The organism is Stutzerimonas stutzeri (genome assembly GCF_000935215.1).
Lineage (GTDB): Bacteria > Pseudomonadota > Gammaproteobacteria > Pseudomonadales > Pseudomonadaceae > Stutzerimonas.
Genome location: NZ_JXXD01000143.1, coordinates 39,241 through 60,968, shown reverse-complemented (window position 1 = coordinate 60,968; position 21,728 = coordinate 39,241). Strand labels below are relative to the sequence as shown.

The following is a 21,728-nucleotide window of genomic DNA, read 5'->3' as shown; positions in this document are numbered from 1 at the left end:
ACCTTTCGAAGAAGCCGGGGCTGGTCGACAATGAAACCCGGCATTATGTGGAGAGCGGATTGTGTACTGGATGGAATTTATGACCGTGGCGCTGGTGCATCTACTCGCAGTGGCGAGTCCCGGGCCGGATTTCGCGGTGGTGGTGCGCGAAAGCGTAACCCAGGGGCGGCGCACTGGAAGTTGGACAGCATTGGGCGTTGGCTGCGGGATATTCGTGCACGTCGCCTACTCTTTGCTTGGCATTGGCCTGATCGTCTCGCAGTCGATTGTGCTGTTCAACCTCTTCAAGTGGCTGGCGGCTGGCTATCTGCTCTATCTCGGTTGGCGTGCCCTGCGTGCACGGCCGATGAACCTGGATGTGGAGGATGGCGCGAGTGCGCGGGCAAATCGCTCGGCGTGGCAGGCGTTCGCTGTTGGCTTCGTCACCAACGGTCTGAATCCCAAAGCCACGCTGTTCTTTCTCTCGTTATTCACAGTAGTGATCAGTCCTGATACGCCGCTGTTGGTGCAGGCCGGTTACGGCGTCTACCTCGCCGGCGCCACTGCGCTGTGGTTTCTGCTGGTGGCCTGGCTGTTCAGTCGAGGCCGCGTGCGTGCTGGCTTTGCGCGAATGGGTCACTGGTTTGATCGGCTCACTGGCGCGGTACTGATCGGTCTTGGTGTACGTCTGGCCGTCAGCGAGATCGGTTAACACGCTGAAACGAGGTGCGCGGAAAATAATCCTTTGGACTGATTTTGCATGGGGGCGGACGCTCTAGAGTGCTGCTTACAACTCCAACAAGAACAGGATGCCCCTCATGCTGCAGACCCGTGTCATCAAGCCCGCGGCGAACGCCTATCAATATCCCTTGTTGATCAAGCGCCTGCTGTTGTCCGGCGTGCGCTACGAGCGCACCCGCGAGATCGTCTACCGTGACCAGCTGCGTTACGACTACCGTACCCTGAATCAACGTGTTGCCCGGTTGGCCAACGTGCTGACCGAAGCTGGTGTCAAAGCGGGCGACACCGTGGCGGTGATGGATTGGGACAGCCATCGTTATCTGGAATGCATGTTCGCCATACCGATGATTGGCGCAGTGGTACACACCATCAACGTGCGGCTCTCGCCGGACCAGATTCTCTACACCATGAACCATGCCGATGACCGCTTCGTGCTGGTCAACAGCGAATTCGTGCCGCTATACCAGGCGATCGCCGGTCAGCTGACCACGGTACAGAAGACGCTGTTGCTCACCGATGGCAGCGAGCACGACGTTGGCCTGCCCGACTGCATCGGCGAATACGAAAGCCTGCTGGCCGCTGCTGCACCGAGCTACGACTTTCCCGATTTCGACGAGGATTCGGTCGCCACGACCTTCTACACCACCGGTACCACTGGCAACCCCAAGGGAGTTTACTTCACGCATCGCCAGCTGGTGCTGCACACCCTCGCAGCAGCTGTGACCGTCGGCTGCCGCGAGAATCCGCAGCTGATGGGCTCGGGTGACGTCTATATGCCGATCACGCCGATGTTCCATGTGCACGCCTGGGGCCTGCCCTATGTGGCCACCATGCTGGGCCTCAAGCAGGTTTATCCAGGCCGTTACGATCCCGAGTATCTGATCGAGCTGTGGCGGCGCGAGCAGGTGACTTTCTCCCATTGCGTACCGACTATCGTGCAGATGCTGCTCAACGCCAAGGCGGCCCAGGGCACCGATTTCAAAGGCTGGAAAATCACCATCGGCGGTAGCGCACTGACTCGTGGCCTCTACGACCAGGCCAAGGCCTGCGGCATGAGCCTGATCGCTGCCTACGGCATGTCCGAGACCTGCCCGCTGATATCCGGGGCGCACATCAACGACGAGCTGCTTGAGGCTGACGAAGACAGCCGCAGTACCTTCCACCTCAAGGCCGGTGTTCCGGTGGTGCTGGTCGATGCGGCGATTCAGGCCGCCGACGGCAGCTTTCTGCCCGCAGACGGTACCTCACAGGGCGAACTGGTATTGCGCGCGCCGTGGCTGACGCAGGGCTATTACAACGAGCCGGAGAAGAGCGAAGAGTTGTGGGCCGATGGTTGGCTGCACACCGGCGACGTCGCGGTGATCGACGAGATGGCCAATATCGAGATTCGCGACCGCATCAAGGACGTGATCAAAACGGGCGGTGAATGGCTGTCATCCCTCACCCTAGAAGGGCTGATCAGTCGTCACGAGGCGGTGCGCGACGTCGCCGTGGTCGGTGTGCCGGACGAGCGCTGGGGCGAGCGCCCCTTTGCTCTGGTGGTTCTGGCAGAAGGCCGTGCTTTGAGCGCTGATGAGCTACATGCCTTCCTCGAGCCGGCGGTAGCCGAAGGGCATATCAACAAATGGGCGATCCCCAAGCAGATCGCCGTGGTATCCGAAATACCCAAGACGAGTGTCGGGAAGCTGGACAAGAAGCGCATCCGTAGCGAAATAGCACGCTGGCAGGACGAAGCTGCTTCACCGAAGACCTTGACCAGCTGAGCCGCTGCTGCCTGTGACCCAGGTGTCCAGCAGGGCTGCACGAGGCTCTGCCGGATGCCCAAAGGTGTGCGGCTTTCCATTTCGGATCAGCCATCGGTAGTTGGCCAATGACACAATCGGCACCGGCTGCGCACCGGCGTAGCAAGAAATTGCCGAAATAGAGGACCTCATGGCCGTCACTCAACCGATGCTGATCCGCGAAACCTTCCCCGTCGGGCCTTTGCAGTGCAACTGCACGATTATCGGTGACCCGGTAAGCAAGACGGCCATCGTGGTCGATCCAGGTGGCGACCCGGAGCTGATCATGGCGCGACTGGAGGCTCATGGCCTGAAAGTGGTGAGCATCATCCATACCCATGCGCATCTGGATCACTTTCTGGCTTCGGGACAGATGAAGGAAAAGACCGGCGCCACGCTGCATCTGCACAAGGCTGATCAGTTTCTCTGGGACAACCTGGAAATGCAGTGCCGCATGTTCGGTGTGCCGTATACGCCGGTGCCAGGGCCTGATAAGTGGCTGGCCGATGACGAGGAACTGGCCTGCGGTTGCGGTGTGGCGTTGCACACTCCGGGGCATACGCCAGGCTCGATGAGTTTCTGGTTCGCTGACGCCAAGCTGTTGATCGCCGGCGATACACTGTTCCGTCGCGGTATCGGGCGTACCGACCTTTGGGGTGGGGACTACTCGAGCATCGAGCGCTCCATCAAGCAGCGACTCTACTCGCTCGACGAAGAGGCCACCGTGGTGACTGGCCATGGTCCGGACACTCGTCTGGGAGACGAGATGCGCGAGAATCCTTTCGTTCGCGCCTGAATGCCTGGCCGTTGGACAGGTTCTGTTGCACGGTTCCTATCCTTGGTAGTGGTCGGTGGTAATCTAGCGCCGCATTCAGGGCTGCGCTCGCAAGGGCTGGGGGACTGCCCTGGTAACTGACAAGAGAAGGAAGTAACTATGAAAATGCTGAACATGACCGCTCTGGCTGCAGGCGTCGCCCTGTTGGTCGGTTGCACCACCAACCCCTATACCGGCGAGCAGCAGGCTGGAAAAGCGGGTGTTTATGGCGGTATCGGTGCCGTCAGCGGCGCGGTCATCGGTGCTGCGACTTCCAGCAAGAAAGATCGCACCAAGGGCGCGTTGATCGGTGCAGCGGTCGGTGGTGCGGCTGCCGGTGGCTATGGCTACTACGTCGACACCCAGGAGGCCAAGCTGCGCCAGACGTTGCAGGGCACCGGTGTTCAGGTTCAGCGCAATGGTGACAACCTGACGCTGATCATGCCCGGCAACATCACCTTCGCCAGCAACTCGGCGGATATCTCCAGCAGCTTCTACCCGACCCTGAATTCCCTGGTGCAGGTGTTCAAGGAGTTCAACAAGAACGGCGTCGATATCGTCGGCCACACCGACAGCACCGGCTCCCTGCAGCTGAATCAGGACCTGTCCAACCGCCGCGCCCAGAGTGTTGCTTCCTACCTGGTCGGCAATGGTGTGGCCGCTTCGCGGATTTCTTCCTACGGTGCCGGCCCCAGGCAGCCGATCGCCAGCAACGATACAGCTGCCGGTCGCGCGCAGAACCGCCGCGTCGAGATCAACCTGCGTCCGCTGTAAGCATTCATAGGCCGCGGGGCTGCAACGGCCTCGCGGGCGTCGAAATTCAGACGCCATAATTCCGTTTATCTCTGCTTCCATTGAACCTCTCTGCGCTATTCGTATCTGACATTCGATAGCACGCCAGTTGTGGCACAGAGGAGGTCGAATGGATGATCGTACCGCTCTCCATTCCCGCAGGTCCTGGTTGCCATTATTGGTCGCTCTGGCCCTGATGGCGGGCCTGGGTGGATGGATCGGCTGGCAGTGGCATGTCCAGGAACAGCGCAGCAAGGTCGAGCAGGAGCAGCGCTTCACCTTCGCTGTGGATGACATCGAACACACGCTACGCGAGCGGATGCGCGCCTACGAGATGGTCTTGCGGGGGCTTGCTGGCGTCGTTGCCGGCAGCGACGAGGTCCGCATCGATGACTGGGCGCGGGCCGTGGACCAGCTGCAGCTGCAGGACTTCTATCCGGGCATCCAGGCTGTCGCGCTGGCGCGGCATGCGACGCCGGAAACCCTCACCACCCTGATCGACCAGATTCGCGCCTCCGGCCGCGAGCGCTTTCGCATGTATCCGCCGGGCGACCGCGAAGAGTACGTGGTGACCGACTACATCCATCCGACCGACTGGCGCAATCGGCGGGTGCTCGGTTTCGATCTGTTCAGTGAGGCGACCCGCCGCGAGGCGATCATCAGTACGCGCAACAGTGGCAATCCGGTGCTCACGGGGCCGTTGCGCCTCAAGCAGGAAACCGAGCAGAACGTCCAGGTGGGTGTTCTGTTGTTCTTTCCGATCTATGCGGCGACGGCGCCGGTCACCACCGAGGAGGAGCGTCAGCGCGCCTTTGTCGGCACCCTGCACGGCGCGTTCCGTCTGACCGACCTGATGGAAGGCATACTCGGCTCGCGCAGCCGAATGCTGCAACTGCAGCTGTTCGATGCCGCCAATCCGGAGTCGCCACTGCTCACCGGACGTGCGCCGGTCAGCGCCGACGCCAAGTTCCAGCGCATTCGGAATATTTACATGTACGGCCGCAGCTGGCAGCTGCAGGTGGCCAGCACGCCGGAATACGAGGCGGTGCTGCGTGACAACAATCGGGCCTTCAGCCTCGCCGCGGCGCTTATGGCGGCGGCATTGTTCTCGTTGCTGGTGGGCGGCTATTTGTATCTGCGCGAACGTGCGCTGCGCAACAGTCAGGTATTGAGCCTGCAATTGCAGGAGCGCGAGGCGCGCTTCCGTCAGCTGATCGAACAATTGCCGGTGGCGACCCTGCTATGCAACGCCGGTGGGCGCATCGAACTGGCCAACCAGAGCGCCGGGCAGCTGTTCGGCAGCTCGACGGAGCTGCTGGCCGGCGAGCGTGTGAGTCGTTACGTGCCCGGCGTGCTCGGCGAGCAGGTGCTCGGGCAACTGCGCGAAACCAGTCAGCTCGAACTGCAGGCGCAGCGCGAGGACGGCAAGGCGATCCCGGTTGCCGTCAGCCTGACCAGCTTCAGACATGACGATGTCTTGTATTACGTCCTGAATCTGCTCGATCTGCAGGCGCGCAAGCGCGACGAGGAGCGCTTCCGTAATGTCGTCGAGGCCTCGCCCAATGCCTTCGTGCTGGTGGATACCCGCGGCGACATCGTCATGGTCAATCGCCAGACCGAGCTGCTGTTCGGCTATGAGCGCCAGGAGCTGGTCGGGCAGCCCGTGGAACTGCTGTTGCCCGAAGCCTTGCGCGAAGCGCATCGCGGTCTGCGCCAGGGTTATGCCGAGAATCCGGAACCACGTCGCATGGGCGGCAACCGCGAGCTGTTCGGCCGCCACCGCGACGGCAGCGCGTTGCCTGTGGAAATCGGCCTGTCGCCCTTGCGCAGTGGCGACGAGCAGCTGGTGCAGGCTGTGATCATCGATATCAGTCACCGCAAGGCGGCCGAGCGTCGCTTGCGCGAGCAGGCCGACCAGCTGGCAGTAGCCAATCGCTACAAATCCGAGTTCCTCGCCAATATGTCCCACGAGCTGCGCACGCCGCTCAATAGCATTCTCATCCTCAGCGATCAGCTGCGTCAGAACGGCTCGGGCAACCTCAACGACAAGCAGGTCCGGCATGCCGACATCATTCATCGCGCCGGTCATGAGCTTCTGCAGTTGATCAACGATGTGCTGGATCTCGCCAAGATCGAGTCCGGCCATATGCAGCTCAAGCTGGAGCCGCTGAACCTGCGTGAGTTGCTAACCGAACTGGAAACCTCGCTGACGCCGATGGCCGAGCAGAAGGGCTTGGCGCTGAAGGTGGAGGTCGACGCCGACGTACCGCCTGCGCTGAATTCCGACCGGGCCCGGCTGCAGCAGATTCTGCGCAACCTGTTGACCAACGCCTTGAAGTTCACCGAGCAGGGGCAGGTGGAGTTGCTGGCGAGCTACCCGCCGGAGGACGCTGACGGACAAATCCTGCAGCTGCAGGTACGTGACAGTGGCATCGGTATTGCCAAGGACCAGCAGGAGCGGATCTTCCAGGCGTTCCAGCAGATCGATGGTTCGATCAGTCGTCACTACGGCGGTACCGGTCTGGGCCTGGCGATCACTCGCCAGTTGGTGGAGGTGCTCGGGGGGCACGTCACGGTTGATAGCGAGCTCGGCAACGGCGCCACCTTCACTGTGCGATTGCCGGTGGAGTCGACGTCGGGCGCATCAGCGCAGGCGCTGTTGCCGCGCCAACCGCAGCGCCGTGGGCGTGGTCCGGGGCTGCTGATCATCGAGGACGATGCCGATTTCGCATCGGTAGTGGCGGAGGTCGGGCAGAGCCACGGCTTTACCAGCCTGATCTGCAGCACCGGCCAGCAGGGGCTGGAAGCCCTGCGACGCGAGCACTTTGCCGCAGTGATCCTTGACATCCTGCTGCCGGACATCAGTGGTTGGCAGGTGCACCGGGAATTGCGTGGCGACGAGCGTCATCAGGGCATGCCGGTGCTGATCATTTCCTGCGTGCCGCAGCCTCACGACTGGCATGACGATGGTTCGCGCTATCTGGTCAAGCCGGTAGCGCAGGCCGAACTCGAGCGCATCTTCATCGAACTGGCGCGCCACGAACAGAATTCGCTGCGCCTGCTGCTGGTGGAGACCGATCCCCGTCGCCGCGAACTGATCCGTGAGTACTTCGAGCGGCTCGGCTATAGCGTCACGCTGGCGGGGGGCGCCGAAGCGGCCCGACTGGCGTATGCCGAACAGAATTTCACTGTGGTGGTGGTCGAGCAGGAACTGGCTGACGGCAGCGGGCTGGATCTGCTGGATGCGCTGGAGCGCCTGCGTTCGCTTCGCGGCGTCACGGTGTTGGTGAACAGTCGTGAAAAGCTGTCGGATACAGACCTGCAACACTTGCGCCGTTATTCGGCTTCAGCACTGTCCAAGGAGGATGATGTGAAACGTATGGGAGAACTGGTGCGCCGAGGGCCAACGGTGGCGTCGCCAAGCGCCGCAGCTTCGCTGCAGGTGGCGGCATCGGGCCGGCGCGTGCTGCTGGTGGATGAGGATGTACGGCTGATCTATTCGCTGACGGCCCAGCTCGATGAGCTCGGGCTGCTGGTGGTCCCGGCCACAAGTGCCGACGAAGCGGTCGAGCGTTTCGATGAGGATGCCTTCGATCTGGTACTGCTGGACATGAGCCAGCCTGGGGCGGAAGGTCCTGATTTGGCGCAGCGGCTTAAGCAGGCGCATGACTGTCAGGCCCCCATCGTTGCGCTGGTGACAACGACGGGTGGGGGTGAGCGCGAGCGTTGCATGGCGGCTGGTGCCGACGACGTTCTGCTCAAACCCGTCGAGGCCACGGCGCTGGCGGCACTGTTGCAGCAATGGCTGGGTCTGGAGAGCGGTGCGGCCGAGGCTGAAGAGGAGTAAGCAAGTCGTGCGTGTTAAACATGCCTGTGGTGATGCGTTGATCGAACGATATGACACCTGGTGCGCGAATTCCCCGTGGGACGCTTGTTGTCGGCAGTTTGGCAACGGATTGCTCGGAGGTTGGCGATGACGCAGACGCAGCTCAAGGCCAAGCCACGCAGTCGTACGCTGCTGGTGGTGGACGACCGGGAAGCGAATCTGGTGGCCATGGAAGCGTTGCTGGGCGATGGTGACTGGCAGGTGCACACGGTCAACTCCGGCGAGGCTGCGCTGCGGGCATTGCTGGAGCTGGACGTCGAGCTGGTGTTGCTGGACGTGCAGATGCCCGGCATGGATGGCTTCGAGGTCGCCCGGCTGATGCGTGGCAGCCCGCATACCCGCTACACGCCGATCATCTTCGTTTCGGCCATCGCGCATACCCGCGACTCCGTGCTGCGCGGTTACGCCACCGGCGCGGTGGACTTCATCCTCAAGCCGTTCGATCCACAGGTGCTCAAGCACAAGATCAACACCTTGCTGGCCCACGAACACAACCGCCGTGATCTGCAACTGCTCACACAGCAACTGGACAGCGCCCGTGCATTCAATGCCTCGGTCCTGAGCAACGCTGCCGAGGGCATTCTGGTGGTCGCCGAGGACGGCTATATCAGCTTCGCCAATCCAGCGATCGCCGGCATGCTGCACACCCGGGTCGAGGACCTGCAGGGCACGCCGTTGCTCTCGCATCTGGCGGCGCCGGAGATGCCGGCCAGCTGGCAGGAGTCGGACTTCTACCGTTACTGGCGCAGCGGCTCGACCTATCGTCTGCACGAGGCGCAGCTGCACACCGCCACTGGTACGCCGTTGCCCGTAGCGTTGTCCAGCTCGCCGCTGCCGCGCCAGCAGCGCTCCATGGTGGTCATCGCGTTGGACATGTCGGTGGTGCGCAACCTTCACGTTCAGCTGGAAACCCAGGCGGTCACCGACTCGCTGACCGGGCTGCTGAACCGGCGTGGCTTCCATCAGGCGCTGGAATCGTCGCTGGCGCGGGTCGATCGCAACGGCAAGCGCATGGCCATCCTTTATATCGATCTGGACGGCTTCAAGCGCATCAACGATTCGCTCGGCCACGATGCTGGCGACGAAATTCTGTGCAAGGTGGCGCGCCTGCTGGAGACCTGCATGCGTCCCTACGACATCATCGCGCGCATGGGCGGCGACGAGTTCACCGCGCTGCTGGATTCCCTCGATCACCCGGAGGATGCCGCACGGGTAGCGGAGAAGCTGATCGAGTTGATCTCGGTACGACACAAGATCGATGGCACCGAGGTGACCCTTGGCGCCAGCATCGGCATCGCCCATTTCCCCGACTGCGGGGTCAGCGTCGATCAGCTGCTGCGCTCGGCGGACATGGCGATGTACGAGGCCAAACGTGCCGGGCGCCGACAGTATCGCTTCTTCTCCAGCGACATGAACGAGCGGGCACATGCGCGGCTGATGATGGAGGAGAACCTGCGCAGGGCCACCGAGCGCAACGACTTCGAACTGCTCTACCAGCCACAGGTGATGCTTGGCAGCGGCAAGCTCAGAGGGTTCGAGGGGCTGCTGCGCTGGCCCCAGGGCGATGCGGATGAAAACCAGCCGGGCAACTTCATCCCGCTGCTGGAAGAAACCCGACTGATCGAGCGCGTCGGCGACTGGGTGCTGCGCGAAGGCATGAACCAGTACTGCCAGTGGCTGCCGTCATTCGGCAGCGATCTGATTCTCAGCCTGAACGTCAGCCCGGTGCAGTTCAGCCGGGCTGGGCTGTTCGATTCGCTTCGCCGTCTGCTGGATGAATATCAGCTCCACCCTGCGCAACTCGAGCTGGAGGTCACCGAAGGCACGCTGATGCAAGATCTCGAGCAGAGCTGCGAGAAACTACGGCAATTGCGCAAGCTCGGCGTGCGCGTGGCCATCGACGATTTCGGTACCGGTTATTCGTCGCTGGCTTATCTGCGGCACTTCGAGCTGGATACGCTGAAGATCGACCGACTTTTCATCGCCAACATGCTGGATTCCCCCCGCGATGCGGCGGTGGTCAGTACCATCATTGATCTGGGCCGCAACCTCAACCTGGAGGTGGTGGCCGAGGGCGTGGAAACCCGGGCGCAGCGTGACTGGCTGGTGGAGAACGGCTGCGACGTCATGCAGGGCTTTCTCGTCTCTCCGGCCTTGAGCGCCGAGCAGGCGCGGGCATTTCCCGCTCAGGTCGCCTGGGACGCGCTCTGAGCGAGCCGGTCAGGGCTGCACCGGAAACTGCTGGTGCAGCTGCTCCAGTTGCCGATCCTTTTCACTCCAGAGTCCGTTGACCCACTGCTGGAACGCCAGTCGGTACGACTCGTCCTGGTCGTAATTGCGGCGGAGAAATTCGGCGGGTATCGGCTGTGCCTGGAGGCGTACGACGACCTGATGAATGTTGCCGGCGAGCAGGTCCCAGAAACTCGGGCGCCCGTCGGGGTAATGGATGGTGATGTTGATCAGCGCGGTGAGTTGCTCGCCCATGGCATCGATGACGAAGGCGATGCCGCCAGCCCTTGGCTTGAGCAGATAGCGATAGGGTGAGGCCTGTTCGGAATGCTTGTCCTCGCTGAAACGTGTGCCTTCGAGGAAGTTGAACACCGACACCGGATTGGTCCGATAGCGCTCGCAGGCTTTGCGTGTGGTCGCCAGGTCCTCGCCACGCTTCTCCGGGTTCTTGGCCAGATACTCCTTGCTGAAGCGCTTCATGAAGGGAAACTCCAGCGCCCACCAGCACAGGCCGATCACCGGGACCCAGATCAGCTCCTGTTTGAGAAAGAACTTGAGGAACGGCATGCGCCGGTTGAGCTGGTACTGCAGCACGAGGATGTCCGCCCAGCTCTGGTGGTTGCTGGTGACCAGGTAGGAGTGATGCATGTCAACCTGATCCAGACCCTGCACGTCCCAGCGGATCGGGCGAACCAGATCCATCCAGAAGCTGTTCATCGCGATCCATGACTCGGCGATCCAGTGCATGTCGAAGCGCAGGCTGCGCTGCACCGCGGGCAGCGGAAACACCAGTTTCAGCAGCGAGAGGGCAAACAGCGGCCAACACCAGAACAGGGTATTGAGAGCCAGAAACAAGGCAGCGAGGGTGCCGCGCAGTGGAGCGGGGAGGAAGCTCAGCATGGGTTTCTCGTCGATACGGCTGATTCGAGGCGCCAAGAGTAGCGATTATGCGCTGAACTGCAACTATCGAGAGAGCGGGGAAGGCTGAAGCCGTCGGCTCGAAGGCGCGACGGCTTCAGTTATCGAGGGCCGATCAGGCCTTCTGGTTGGCAGCCTGCAGAGCGGTCAGGGCGATGGTGAAGACGATGTCATCCACCAGGGCGCCGCGGGACAGGTCGTTGACCGGCTTGGCCAGGCCTTGCAGCATCGGGCCGACGCTGAGGCAGTTGGCGTTGCGCTGAACCGCTTTGTAGGTGGTGTTGCCGGTGTTCAGATCGGGGAAGATGAACACCGTGGCCTGGCCGGCGACCTTGCTGTTAGGGGCCTTCTGCTTGCCGACGCTGAGCACGGAGGCGGCGTCGTACTGCAGCGGGCCGTCGATCGGCAGTTCGGGCGCACGACCCTGGGCGATGCGGGTGGCTTCGGCGACCTTCTCGACTTCTGCACCGCTGCCGGAGCTGCCGGTGGAATAGCTGATCATCGCGACGCGCGGGTTGACGCCCAGGGCCACGGCGGACTCGGCGCTTTGCAGGGCGATCTCCGCCAGCTCGGTGGCGCTCGGGTTCGGGTTGACCGCGCAATCGCCGTAGACCAGAACCTGATCCGGCAGCAGCATGAAGAACACCGAAGACACCAGGCTGTAGCCCGGGGCGGTCTTGATCAGCTGCAGGGCAGGGCGGATCGTGTTGGCGGTGGTGTGCACGGCGCCGGAAACCAGGCCGTCCACTTCGTCCAGCGCCAGCATCATGGTGCCGAGGACCACGGTGTCCTTCAGCTGCTCGCGGGCATCGTCCGGGGTCAGGCCCTTGGCCTTGCGCATTTCGCACATCGGCTCGACGTAGCGGTTGGCGATGTTGTCCGGGTTGAGAATCTCCAGGCTGGCGGGCAGGGTGATGCCTTGCTCGCGAGCGACCTGCTGGACTTCTTCCGGCTTGGCCAGCAGCACGCAGCGGGCGATGCCACGCTCCTGGCAGATGGCGGCGGCGCGGATGGTGCGCGGCTCGTTGCCTTCGGGCAGCACGATGCGCTTGTTGGCATCCTGCGCGCGCTTGACCAGCTGGTAGCGGAAGGCTGCCGGCGACATGCGCAGCTCGCCGCGCGGCACGCTGTAGCGGGTGTGCAGGAACTCGGGGTGCAGGTGCTTGGCGATGAAATCGGTGACCCGTGTGGCACGTTCGATGTCGTCCGACGGGGTTTCCTTGTTCAGGCCGAACAGGTTGTTCGCCGTGTCGTAGGAGTTGGTTTCCACGGTCATCACCGGCAGGCCGCCGTCCAGTGCGGCCTTGCACAGCTCGAGGATGCGCGGGTCCGGCGCGAAGTCGCTGCACAGCAGCAGGCCGGCGAGTTTTTCGCCGTTGAGCGAGGCCAGGCTGGCGGCCAGGATGATGTCGTCGCGGTCGCCTGGCGTCACTACCAGCACGCCGGACCGCAGCAGCTGTACGGTGTTCGGAACGGCGCGCGCGCACAGCACGATCTTGTTGACGCGACGCTGGTCGGCTTCACCGGCGCTCAGTACCTGAGCGCCGAGCAGCTCGGCGATGTCTCGGGTGCGCAGTGCGTTGAGCTCTTCGGAGAAGGGGATCGCGCCCAGCAGCTGGAAGTCGGCGCTGCCCAGCAACGGCAGGTGCTGCTTGAGGCTGTCGACGAAAGCCGGCAGGCCTTCTTCGGTCTTGACCTTGTTGAGGATGACACCAAGCACCTTGGGGTCCTTCGCGCCGCCGTACAGCTGCGCCTGGATCTCGATGCGTTCGGCCAGGCGCTTGAGGCTGTCACTGCCCTGGGCGCCGATCAGGATAACCTCGGCGTCCAGGCTCTTGGCCAGCTGGGTGTTGATGCGCTGGGTGTAGTTGGACTCGCGGGTGGGCACCATGCCTTCGACGATGACCACGTCCTTGCCGGCAGCGACTTCCTGGTAGCGGCTGATGACATCTTCGAGCAGCAGGTCGATCTCGCCATCGGCGAGCTGACGCTCTACCTGCTCCAGCGGCAGCGGCTCGGGCGAGGTCAGGTTAAGGGTGCGCTCGACCAGGATGCAGGAGCGCTCACGGCCCTGATCGACCGGAAAGGGCTGGGCGATCGGCTTGAAGAAACCGACCTTCAGCCCGGCGTTTTCCAGGGCGCGAATCAGGCCGAGGCTGATGGAATTGAGGCCGCCGCCGAAACCGGTAGGGGCTAGAAAGATTGTGTGCATGGCATCTCCTTGAGGGCAGGGTGCTCTGGGTAACGGTGCTGGGCGCCGGCAAGGCTAGGGCAGTTGCCTCGGGACGGAAACTGCCGGATTGCCGCGGCGCTGATGTGCAAAGACCCGACCGCCAGGGGCTGTCGGGTCTCGGAATCGCTACATGGCTACTGCGCTCAGGCGTCCAGCAGGGCCAGCGTATCGAGGGCAATCTGGCGCTCCTCGTTGGTCGGGACGACCATGACGCGCGGGCTGCCTTCAGCCTGGATTTCGCCGGCAACGCCGCGGGTGCAGCGGGCGTTGGCTTCGGCGTCGAGCTTGAAGCCGAACAGCTTGAGGTGTTCCAGTGTCCGCTCGCGCACTGCCGAGGAGTTCTCGCCGATACCACCGGTGAACACCAGGCCGTCCAGCTGCGGCAGGGCGCAGGACATGGCGGCCAGCGACTTGGCCAGGCGGTAGCAGAATACTTCGAAGGCCAGCACCGCGCCTGGATGACCGGCGTTGCGGGCATCGGCCAGGGTGCGCATGTCGTTGGACAGACCGGAGAGGCCCTTCAGGCCGCTTTCTTTGTTGAGCATGTTGTCGATCTTGGCCAGGTCCCAGCCCAGCGTCTTGCTCAGGAAGTTGTGCAGGCTCGGATCGACGTCACCGCTGCGGGTGCCCATCACCAGGCCTTCGAGCGGCGTCAGGCCCATGCTGGTGTCGCGGCTTTCACCGTTGACTACCGCGCAGGTGGAGCAGCCGTTGCCCAGGTGAGCGACCAGCCAGCTGCTGTTCTCGACCGGTACGCCGGCCAGTTCGGCGGCGCGCTTGCTGACGTAGCGGTGGCTGGTGCCATGGAAGCCGTAGCGGCGTACACCATGATCCTTGTACAGCACATCCGGCACGGCATAGCGGTAAGCATGCTCGGGCATGGTCTGGTGGAAAGCGGTGTCGAACACGCCAACCTGCGGCAGCTCGGGGAACAGATTGATGGCGGCGTGGATGCCGCTCAAGTTGGCCGGGTTGTGCAGCGGCGCCAGCTGAATGTTGGCTTCGATGCCGGCCAGGGTTTCATCGGTGAGCAGCGAGGAGGCAAAGAACTTTTCGCCGCCGTGCACTACGCGGTGACCGATGCCATCCAGATGGCCGCCAGCGGCGTCTTCCACGCGCGGCAGGATCTGGGCCAGAGCAGCCTGATGATCGGCATTCGGCACCTTGACGCTTTCCTTGCCGGCTGCGCTCTCGAAGTGGATGACGGCTTCCGGGCTGCCGATGCATTCGGCCAGGCCTTGTAGCGGGAAGGTCGCTTGCGCTTCGTTGACCAGGGCGAACTTGATCGACGAGCTGCCACAGTTAATCACCAGGATGTTACGAGCCGACATCGGTGCTCCTTGGTTCTCTAATGTTATTGATATGGGTGCCAAAGATACTTTCCGCCGATTCTTGCACATCGGCCATGAAAGCGATGCCATCCAAAGGTTGTAGTCCCATGTTCAATGGCACTACATGCGGGGCGAGGGCGACGAACGGCATTGGCCCGTTCATCCAAGGTCGGTTCGCAATCGGCGCGGTGGATGGTTAAACTTCGACATCCATTCTCTAAAGCAAAGGTTCTGCCCCATGCTGATTGCCGCTAACAAGGCTGTCTCCATCGACTACACACTCACCAACGACGCCGGTGAGGTGATCGACAGCTCGGCCGGCGGCGCGCCGCTGGTCTACCTGCACGGCGCAGGCAACATCATCCCGGGCCTGGAAAAGGCCCTCGAGGGCAAGCAGGGCGGTGACCAGATCCAGGTCGCCATCGAGCCGCAGGACGCTTACGGCGAGTACAGCGCGGAGCTGGTCGCTACCCTCAATCGCGCCATGTTCGAAGGCGTCGACGAGCTGGAAGTGGGCATGCAGTTCCACGCTTCCGGCCCGGACGGCGGCATGCAGATCGTCACCATTCGTGACGTGGAAGGCGACGACGTGATCGTCGACGGCAACCACCCGCTGGCCGGCCAGCGCCTGAACTTCGACGTCAAGGTCGTCAGCGTGCGTGACGCCAGCGAAGAAGAAGTTGCCCACGGCCACGTCCACGGCGAAGGTGGCCACCACCACTGATCCGGGTCGCCGCATAGGCGTCCGCAGGCACGGCGGCAGGAACCGCTACCGTGCGGATCGAAAAGAAGAGCGCTCCGGTCGTTGCCGGGGCGTTTTTTCGTTAGGAGAGATGAGATGAGCGCATTCCACCAATTGGTGTTGCCAGGCCTGGGCAGCGAGGAGCTGCCGTTGGCGCAGTTCGGCGATCGGATCACGCTGGTGGTCAACGTCGCTTCGCAGTGCGGGCTGACCCCGCAGTACGCCGGCCTGGAGCGGCTGCAGCAGCAATACGCTGCCCGCGGCTTCAGCGTGCTGGGCGTGCCATGCAATCAGTTCGCTGCGCAGGAGCCGGGCAGCGATGAGGAAATTCGCTCGTTCTGCACACTCAACTATGGTGTGAGCTTTCCTCTGAGCGGCAAGCTTGAGGTGAACGGTCCGCAGCGCCATCCGCTGTATCGTTTGCTGGCTGGCGAAGGTGCCGATTTTCCGGGGGACATCACCTGGAACTTCGAGAAGTTCCTGGTGGGCAAGGACGGCCGTGTGCTTGCCCGTTTCTCACCGCGCACCACGCCCGACGACCCCGCCCTGATCCAGGTGATCGAAACAGCCCTGGCCTGATCTGCAGTTCTGCGACCGTACGCGCGGTCGCGTTCTCTTTCTTGAGTACTGGATATGCCGGCCATGCTTGCCATGGTTGCCGCTGAATAAGTGTCATGGATGATGCTGGGCCGGCGAGACGACCGGTCATATTCTCGCTGCATGACCAATCCAGCACGCAACGACAAGCGCGACCTGATCCTGTCCAAGGGTGCCCGGGTGATGACCCGCCGCGGCTATCACGGCACCGGTGTCCAGGAAATCGTCCAGGCGGCCGGTATTCCCAAGGGCTCGTTCTATCACTACTTCGCCAGCAAGGAAGACTTCGCCCTGCAGGCGCTGGACTATATCTATGCGCCCCGGCTGGAGCGCTATCAGGCGGCGCTGAGCAACTCAGCAGTCTCGCCCCGGCAGCGCATCCTCGACTACTACGCCGATCTCGTTGCGCACTTCGCCCGCCAGGAAAAGCCCGAATATCACTGCTTCATCGGCAGCCTCAGCTTCGAGATGGCCGAGCTGTGCCCGGCCATCGCCAAGCGGCTCAGCGCGATACTGACGCAATCGGTCGAGTTGCTTACGGCCTGCCTCGAACAGGCGCGTGTCGCTGGAGAGATCTCGGCCGATTGCGATTGTGCAGTGCAGGCGGAATTCATAAGCAACGCCTGGGAAGGTGCGCTGTTGCGCATGAAAGTGAGCGGCAGCGTTGCGCCTTTGCAGGTGTTTTTCCAGCAGCTCGAACGCCTGTTGGCGCCGGCTGCAATAACTTCGCCGGGGCATGAGCGCCCGGCTGCCTTGACCAATGCCACAGGAGTCGATCGATGACCGCCAGCGTACAAGCCTTGTTTCAGCCCTTTGAGTTGGGTGCTCTCCGTTTGCCGACCCGTGTGGTCATGGCGCCGATGACCCGTTCGTTCTCACCTAACGGCGTACCCACTGCCGATGTGGTCGAGTACTACCGCCGGCGTGCCGCCTCCGGGGTCGGGCTGATCATCACCGAAGGCACCACGGTCGGCCACGCCGCGGCGAACGGTTATCCCCATGTGCCGCGTTTCTACGGTGAAGATGCGCTGGCTGGCTGGAAGGCTGTGGTCGATGCGGTGCACGCCGCTGGCGGCAAGATCGTCCCGCAGCTCTGGCACGTCGGTAACGTGCGCCGCAAGGGCACCGAGCCGGAGCCGGAGGTCGTCGGTTACGGTCCGATGGAGAAGCAGAAGGACGGTCAGGTCGTCGTTCATGGCATGACCAAGCAGGACATCCAGGATGTGATCGAAGCATTCGCTCAGGCTGCCCGCGATGCTCAGGCGATCGGCATGGACGGCGTGGAAATCCACGGTGCCCACGGCTACCTCATTGACCAGTTCTTCTGGGAAGGCAGCAATCAGCGCACCGATGAGTACGGCGGCAGCCTGGCCAACCGCTCGCGCTTCGCCATCGAGCTGGTGCAGGCCGTACGTGCAGCGGTCGGCCCCGGTTTCCCGATCATCTTCCGCTTCTCGCAGTGGAAGCAGCAGGACTACACGGCGCGCCTGGTGCAGTCGCCCGAAGAGCTTGGCGAGTTCCTGGCACCGTTGTCGGCGGCCGGCGTGGACATCTTCCATTGCTCGACGCGCCGTTTCTGGGAACCGGAGTTCGAAGGCTCCGATCTCAACCTGGCCGGTTGGACCCGCCAACTGACCGGCAAGCCGACCATCACCGTCGGCAGTGTCGGCTTGGATGGCGAATTCCTGCAGTTCATGGTCAAGACCGACAAGGTGGCGCAGCCGGCCAACATCGAGGGATTGCTGGAGCGTCTGAACAAGCAGGAGTTCGATCTGGTGGCGGTGGGGCGTGCGCTGATCTGCGATCCGGATTGGGCGGTTAAGGTGCGTGAAGGGCGGATGGAAGAGATTCTGCCGTTCAGTCGTGAGGCGTTGAAGACGCTGGCGTGAGTGAGGGCGGCAGCCAGCGTGATCTGGCTGCCGGTTTCCCCTTACCCGGCAGCATCCGATCTCGCCAGGCCTTCGCGCTGAGCTGTCAGTATGTGACGTGGTGCGGACGGAGAGACTCGAACTCTCACACTTTGCGGCGCTAGAACCGCGACCGCGGAGTGCGACGCCTGACGTCTACGCAGGTCGGTCCAGCTGCCGATTCGGCCCGCCTTCCCTTACCCAGAACAGCGTCGCTCCCGCGACGGCCGCCGGCATGATCAGCAGGTTCAGGACCGGCACCAGCAACGCCGCATAAGTCACCGCACCAAAGCTTAGGCTCTGCCAGCGTCGCTGGCGCAACCAGCCCATCATGTCCGCCCAGCTCAGCTTGTTGTTGTCTGCCGGGTAGTCGATGTATTGCACTGCCATCATCCACACGCCGAACAGCAGCCATAAAGGCGCGGCAACAAGGTTCAGTACGGGGATGAATGAAAGCACCAGCAACGCCAGCGCGCGCGGTGCGAAATAGCCCAGCTTGCGCAGCTCGCGGCCAATCGTGCGGGGCAGCATGGCCAGCAGCTCGGCCCAGCTGAAAGGCGGCGCTGCGTCTTCGCCGCGCACCACCACCTCGACCTTTTCCGCCAGAAAGCCGTTGAACGGTGCGGCGATGATGTTGGCCAGCATGGTGAAGCTGAAGAACACCATCAGTACCACCAGCACGACGAACAGCGGCCAGAGGATGTATTCGAGAAAGGCGAGCCAGGTCGGCAGGTTGGGCATGAAGGTGTCGACCCAGCTGCTGAACTGGCCGACCGCGAACCAGATCAGGCCGAAGAACAGCAGCACGTTCACCGTCAGCGGCAGGATCACGAACAGACGCAGCCCCGGGCTGAGCACCAGGCGCAGGCCTTCTCGCAGGTATTGCGGGCCGGAGAGGGCGGATACGGGCATTGGCGTCTCCTGAAAAAGGGCAGTGTTTCGTCGAGAGGGGTGTAGCGCAGCGGGATAGTCGATGACTATGGGTTGTATGCAGAACCTGAATTATCCGCGGCCTCGGCGGATAGCTAAGGTGGCGCTCAACGGTTTTCGGGTCATCCGCTCCTTCAGCCTTCCCCAAGTGCTTGGGATGACCCTTTTTATTCCCATTGAGCCGGCATAGCCGGCTCGATCCGTCGAATGGATGCGCGTTACTTACGCTTGAGCGGTTGGGTGTCGAAACGCACGCCCGGCAGGCCGGTTTCCATGAGCGCGCGGATGTTGCGGTGGTCGCTGCCGTTCGGGTTGGCCAGGACCTCCTGATAGTGCTCGCCGAACGCAAGCAGCGCTTCTTCCGTCGTGAAGTCTTCAAGCAATGCGAGGCCTAGCGTCTTGCAGGAACCTTCGTTCTCGCCGGCAGCGTTCTCCAGTGTACCGTTGACGAAGCGGCTCGGCTGGTAGTCGTAAGCGCCCTCGATGAAGGCAAGCGTTTCGCTGAATGCGTGGTTGCGATTGCGCAGGCTGGCGCGGAAGTCCTTCAGGTCGTTCATTCTTGCTGGGCCTTGTCGAAAGCAGCCTGCTGCTCGGCAGACGCTTCCTTCTGATAGCGTTTTTTCCACTCGCTGTACGGCATTCCGTACACCTCTTCGCGGGCCTGGTCGATGCTGAGTTCGACGTCCAGATCGTCCGCGGCGGCCTTGTACCATTTCGACAGGCAGTTGCGGCAGAAACCGGCCAGGTTCATCAGATCGATGTTCTGTGCATCGGGACGGGTACGCAGGTGCTGGACCAGGCGGCGGAAGGCGGCGGCTTCCAGTTCGGTGCGTTCTTGATCGTTCATCTCTTGGGTCTCGGCGTTGGCTGAGGTCGGCCGGATCATAACCTTGCGTCAGTGAGCCGGCCAGCCTTGCGCAGGGTCAATCCCGATGCGCAGCCAGGGTGATCGATACGGACTCGGCGAAGCGCAGCGCGTGGGGTTTGTCGACTTCCACTTCGGCGTAGCGCACCTGCGGGTAGCGCATGACCAGGTCGAGAATTTCCTGGGTCAGCCGCTCGAGCAGGGCGAAGCGGTTGTCTTCGACGTGCTGGATGATCGCCTTGGTGATGGTGCGGTAGTTCAACGCCTGTTCGATGTCGTTCTCGCGCACCGCTTCCGCAGCGGGGTAGAGCATCGTCAGGTTGATCAGCACGTCCTGGCGATTGAGGATTTCCTCTTCCTTGATGCCGATGTAGGTGCGCAGCCGCAGGTCCTTGACGCGGATGCGGGCCATCGCGGGTTCCAGTCGGGGCATGGGGACTCCTTGCAGTCTTCAGATCAGGTGGCGGCCGCCGTTCACGGTCAGTGTGGTGCCGGTGACATAAGGGTTGTCGAACAGGTAGCACAGGCTCTGGTAGATCACCTCGGCACCGGGTTCGATGCCCAGCGCGGACTTGGCCAGTGCCTTGCGGCGATATTCGGCGTCGTCCTCCGGGTTGAACTGGATCAGCGCCGGGGCGATGCCATTGACCTTGATCGCCGGCGCCAGGCTGGCGGCGAAAGATAGTGTCAGGTTGTCCAGGCCCGCTTTGCTCGCAGCATAGGCGATGTGCTTCTTGCTGCCCTTGCGGGTCACGTCGTCGCTGATGTGCACGATGTCCGCCGGCCCGCCGTGGCGCAGCAGTTCGGCGCAGTGCAGGTTGATCAGGTAGGGCGCGAGCATATGCACCTGGAACAGCTGGCGGAACGCCTCGACTTCCTGCCCGGGGGTATCCGGGCGCCATTCGGAGGCGTTGTGCACGATGGCCCGCAGGCAGTCGGTCTGCTGCTTGAGAGCGCTGATAAAGGTGGTGATGCCGGTTTCATCGCTGAAGTCCGCCTGCAGCGCCTGTGCGCCAAGGGCGCGAAGCCGGTCGATGCTGTCGCGTTCGCGGCGGTAGGTAAGGATGACCGGGAAGCCGTCTTCCAGCAGTCGCTCGGCACAATGCAGCCCGATCCGCTGGCTGGCTCCGGTGATGAGAATCGGGGCCTGATGCATGAAAATCCACTGCCTGTAATGGGCGGACCGCCCACAGGTTGAGGCGGTCGCTACAGGCGTGGCAGCTTACACCAGATCGGCCGGCAGCTCTGGCTGCAAATCTGGGTGCAGGCGCTGATGCTGGCGATAGAGGAAAGAGCGGATCCGCTCGGCGTCCTTTTCCTGGGTGAATTCGACTTCGTAGGCGGCCCGCCCGCCGGTCAGCTCGCGAACGCGATGGGCATCGATTTCCAGCGGGCCGTCGTCGGGCAGCGCCAGGCGCAGGTGGAAGTGCTTGGGTGGCTTGCGGTGTCCGCCGGCATCCACCAGCAGGCCGTGCGGAGACAGCTCGTGCACGCTGAGCGAACTTTCACCACCATCGTTTTCCAGCAAAGGCAGCGGCTGGTCCAGATGCAGGCGCCAGGCACGCGTGGTTGGCCCGCGCTCGTAGATCACCGGAGGTGCCAGCTGCAGGTCGAGGCTGTGAAGTTCGTCTTCCCTGAGCTGTAGCGGGAAGGACATGCGGAAATCCTCGAATTCCGCCTGCAGCGACAGGTTGGCGCGAGCGGCCAGCTGCAGCAGCAGTTCGTTGGATTGCGCGCCGCCGTCGATCCGAAAGCCTGTCGTGCGCTCAGCGCTGGTGCTGCCGTTGCGCTGCATCAACTTGCGGATGAAGGTCAGTTCGTCTTTGCTGAGAATCGTCTCTTCCGCCATGCGGATACCCTCGGAGGGACAGTGCCCTCCACGTTTGGCGTCGCGCGGTGGGGTCACTACACGCCTGCAACCGGTATGGTCGCGATGGGGCAATCGGCCCTATGACAAATGGGCTCGACAGTGGTTCCGCTGAC

The 21,728-nt window shown here is 62.7% G+C and carries 19 protein-coding genes and 1 tRNA gene; 10 read left to right on the top strand and 10 right to left on the bottom strand.

Annotated elements, in window-relative coordinates:
- Nucleotides 1–61: 61 nt before the first annotated feature.
- The 6 genes from LO50_RS15415 (at nt 62) to LO50_RS15390 (ending at nt 10,204) form a co-directional block, all read left to right on the top strand.
- On the top strand, nt 62–691 hold the full coding sequence (locus LO50_RS15415) for a LysE family translocator (protein ID WP_003285859.1): 630 nt from the start codon (nt 62–64) through the stop codon (nt 689–691).
- A gap of 106 nt (nt 692–797) precedes the next feature.
- Nucleotides 798–2,483 carry a fatty acid--CoA ligase gene (locus tag LO50_RS15410; protein WP_044315554.1) on the top strand — a complete coding sequence of 562 codons (1,686 nt, stop codon included), beginning with the start codon at nt 798–800 and terminating at the stop codon, nt 2,481–2,483.
- 169 nt (nt 2,484–2,652) lie between these two features.
- Nucleotides 2,653–3,297: an MBL fold metallo-hydrolase gene (locus tag LO50_RS15405; RefSeq protein ID WP_044315553.1), complete on the top strand. Its 645-nt coding sequence runs from the start codon at nt 2,653–2,655 to the stop codon at nt 3,295–3,297.
- Between the two features lie 138 nt (nt 3,298–3,435).
- Entirely contained in the window at nt 3,436–4,089 is a 654-nt protein-coding gene (locus LO50_RS15400; RefSeq protein WP_044315552.1) for a YiaD family glycine zipper/OmpA-like lipoprotein, read from the top strand.
- 148 nt (nt 4,090–4,237) lie between these two features.
- A complete protein-coding gene (locus LO50_RS15395; RefSeq protein WP_044315551.1) occupies nt 4,238–7,954 on the top strand; it encodes a CHASE domain-containing protein in 3,717 nt (1,238 codons plus the stop codon).
- A gap of 126 nt (nt 7,955–8,080) precedes the next feature.
- Nucleotides 8,081–10,204 (top strand): putative bifunctional diguanylate cyclase/phosphodiesterase, encoded by a 2,124-nt coding sequence (locus tag LO50_RS15390; protein ID WP_044315550.1) that lies wholly within the window; start codon nt 8,081–8,083, stop codon nt 10,202–10,204.
- 9 nt (nt 10,205–10,213) lie between these two features.
- Here the strand turns inward: LO50_RS15390 and LO50_RS15385 are convergent, their stop codons facing one another.
- The 3 genes from LO50_RS15385 to LO50_RS15375 all read right to left on the bottom strand — a co-directional run bounded on the left by LO50_RS15385 (nt 10,214) and on the right by LO50_RS15375 (nt 14,704).
- Nucleotides 10,214–11,122: a 1-acylglycerol-3-phosphate O-acyltransferase, YihG family gene (locus LO50_RS15385; protein WP_044315549.1), complete on the bottom strand. Its 909-nt coding sequence runs from the start codon at nt 11,120–11,122 to the stop codon at nt 10,214–10,216.
- 133 nt (nt 11,123–11,255) lie between these two features.
- Nucleotides 11,256–13,352 (bottom strand): phosphate acetyltransferase, encoded by a 2,097-nt coding sequence (gene pta / locus LO50_RS15380; RefSeq protein WP_044315548.1) that lies wholly within the window; start codon nt 13,350–13,352, stop codon nt 11,256–11,258.
- Nucleotides 13,353–13,516: 164 nt separating this feature from the next.
- Entirely contained in the window at nt 13,517–14,704 is a 1,188-nt protein-coding gene (locus LO50_RS15375; RefSeq protein ID WP_014821300.1) for an acetate kinase, read from the bottom strand.
- A gap of 238 nt (nt 14,705–14,942) precedes the next feature.
- Here LO50_RS15375 and LO50_RS15370 point away from each other — a divergent pair, with 238 nt between their 5' ends.
- The 4 genes from LO50_RS15370 to LO50_RS15355 all read left to right on the top strand — a co-directional run bounded on the left by LO50_RS15370 (nt 14,943) and on the right by LO50_RS15355 (nt 17,932).
- On the top strand, nt 14,943–15,428 hold the full coding sequence (locus LO50_RS15370; protein ID WP_014821299.1) for an FKBP-type peptidyl-prolyl cis-trans isomerase: 486 nt from the start codon (nt 14,943–14,945) through the stop codon (nt 15,426–15,428).
- Nucleotides 15,429–15,542: 114 nt separating this feature from the next.
- Nucleotides 15,543–16,025: a glutathione peroxidase gene (locus LO50_RS15365; RefSeq protein ID WP_044315547.1), complete on the top strand. Its 483-nt coding sequence runs from the start codon at nt 15,543–15,545 to the stop codon at nt 16,023–16,025.
- Between the two features lie 141 nt (nt 16,026–16,166).
- Entirely contained in the window at nt 16,167–16,826 is a 660-nt protein-coding gene (locus LO50_RS15360; protein WP_044315546.1) for a TetR/AcrR family transcriptional regulator, read from the top strand.
- Nucleotides 16,823–17,932, top strand: a complete 1,110-nt coding sequence (locus tag LO50_RS15355; RefSeq protein WP_044315545.1) for an NADH:flavin oxidoreductase — start codon at nt 16,823–16,825, stop codon at nt 17,930–17,932. Before LO50_RS15360 ends, LO50_RS15355 begins: the two co-directional genes overlap by 4 nt.
- Nucleotides 17,933–18,030: 98 nt before the next feature.
- On the opposite strand, the gene LO50_RS24740 is transcribed toward LO50_RS15355, so the two are convergent.
- The 7 genes from LO50_RS24740 to LO50_RS15325 form a co-directional block, all read right to left on the bottom strand.
- Nucleotides 18,031–18,141 (bottom strand) — tRNA-OTHER (locus LO50_RS24740).
- A complete protein-coding gene (gene cysZ / locus LO50_RS15350; RefSeq protein ID WP_044315544.1) occupies nt 18,107–18,862 on the bottom strand; it encodes a sulfate transporter CysZ in 756 nt (251 codons plus the stop codon). Before cysZ ends, LO50_RS24740 begins: the two co-directional genes overlap by 35 nt.
- Nucleotides 18,863–19,098: 236 nt before the next feature.
- Nucleotides 19,099–19,437 carry a HopJ type III effector protein gene (locus LO50_RS15345; RefSeq protein WP_044315543.1) on the bottom strand — a complete coding sequence of 113 codons (339 nt, stop codon included), beginning with the start codon at nt 19,435–19,437 and terminating at the stop codon, nt 19,099–19,101.
- Nucleotides 19,434–19,727 carry a DUF1244 domain-containing protein gene (locus LO50_RS15340; RefSeq protein WP_014821295.1) on the bottom strand — a complete coding sequence of 98 codons (294 nt, stop codon included), beginning with the start codon at nt 19,725–19,727 and terminating at the stop codon, nt 19,434–19,436. Before LO50_RS15340 ends, LO50_RS15345 begins: the two co-directional genes overlap by 4 nt.
- Nucleotides 19,728–19,803: 76 nt before the next feature.
- Entirely contained in the window at nt 19,804–20,178 is a 375-nt protein-coding gene (gene folX, locus LO50_RS15335; protein ID WP_003285881.1) for a dihydroneopterin triphosphate 2'-epimerase, read from the bottom strand.
- Nucleotides 20,179–20,196: 18 nt separating this feature from the next.
- Complete coding sequence (folM, locus tag LO50_RS15330) at nt 20,197–20,901, bottom strand: dihydromonapterin reductase (protein WP_044315542.1); 705 nt, start codon at nt 20,899–20,901, stop codon at nt 20,197–20,199.
- A gap of 66 nt (nt 20,902–20,967) precedes the next feature.
- Nucleotides 20,968–21,594: a PilZ domain-containing protein gene (locus LO50_RS15325; RefSeq protein WP_023446833.1), complete on the bottom strand. Its 627-nt coding sequence runs from the start codon at nt 21,592–21,594 to the stop codon at nt 20,968–20,970.
- Between the last annotated feature and the right edge of the window lie 134 nt (nt 21,595–21,728).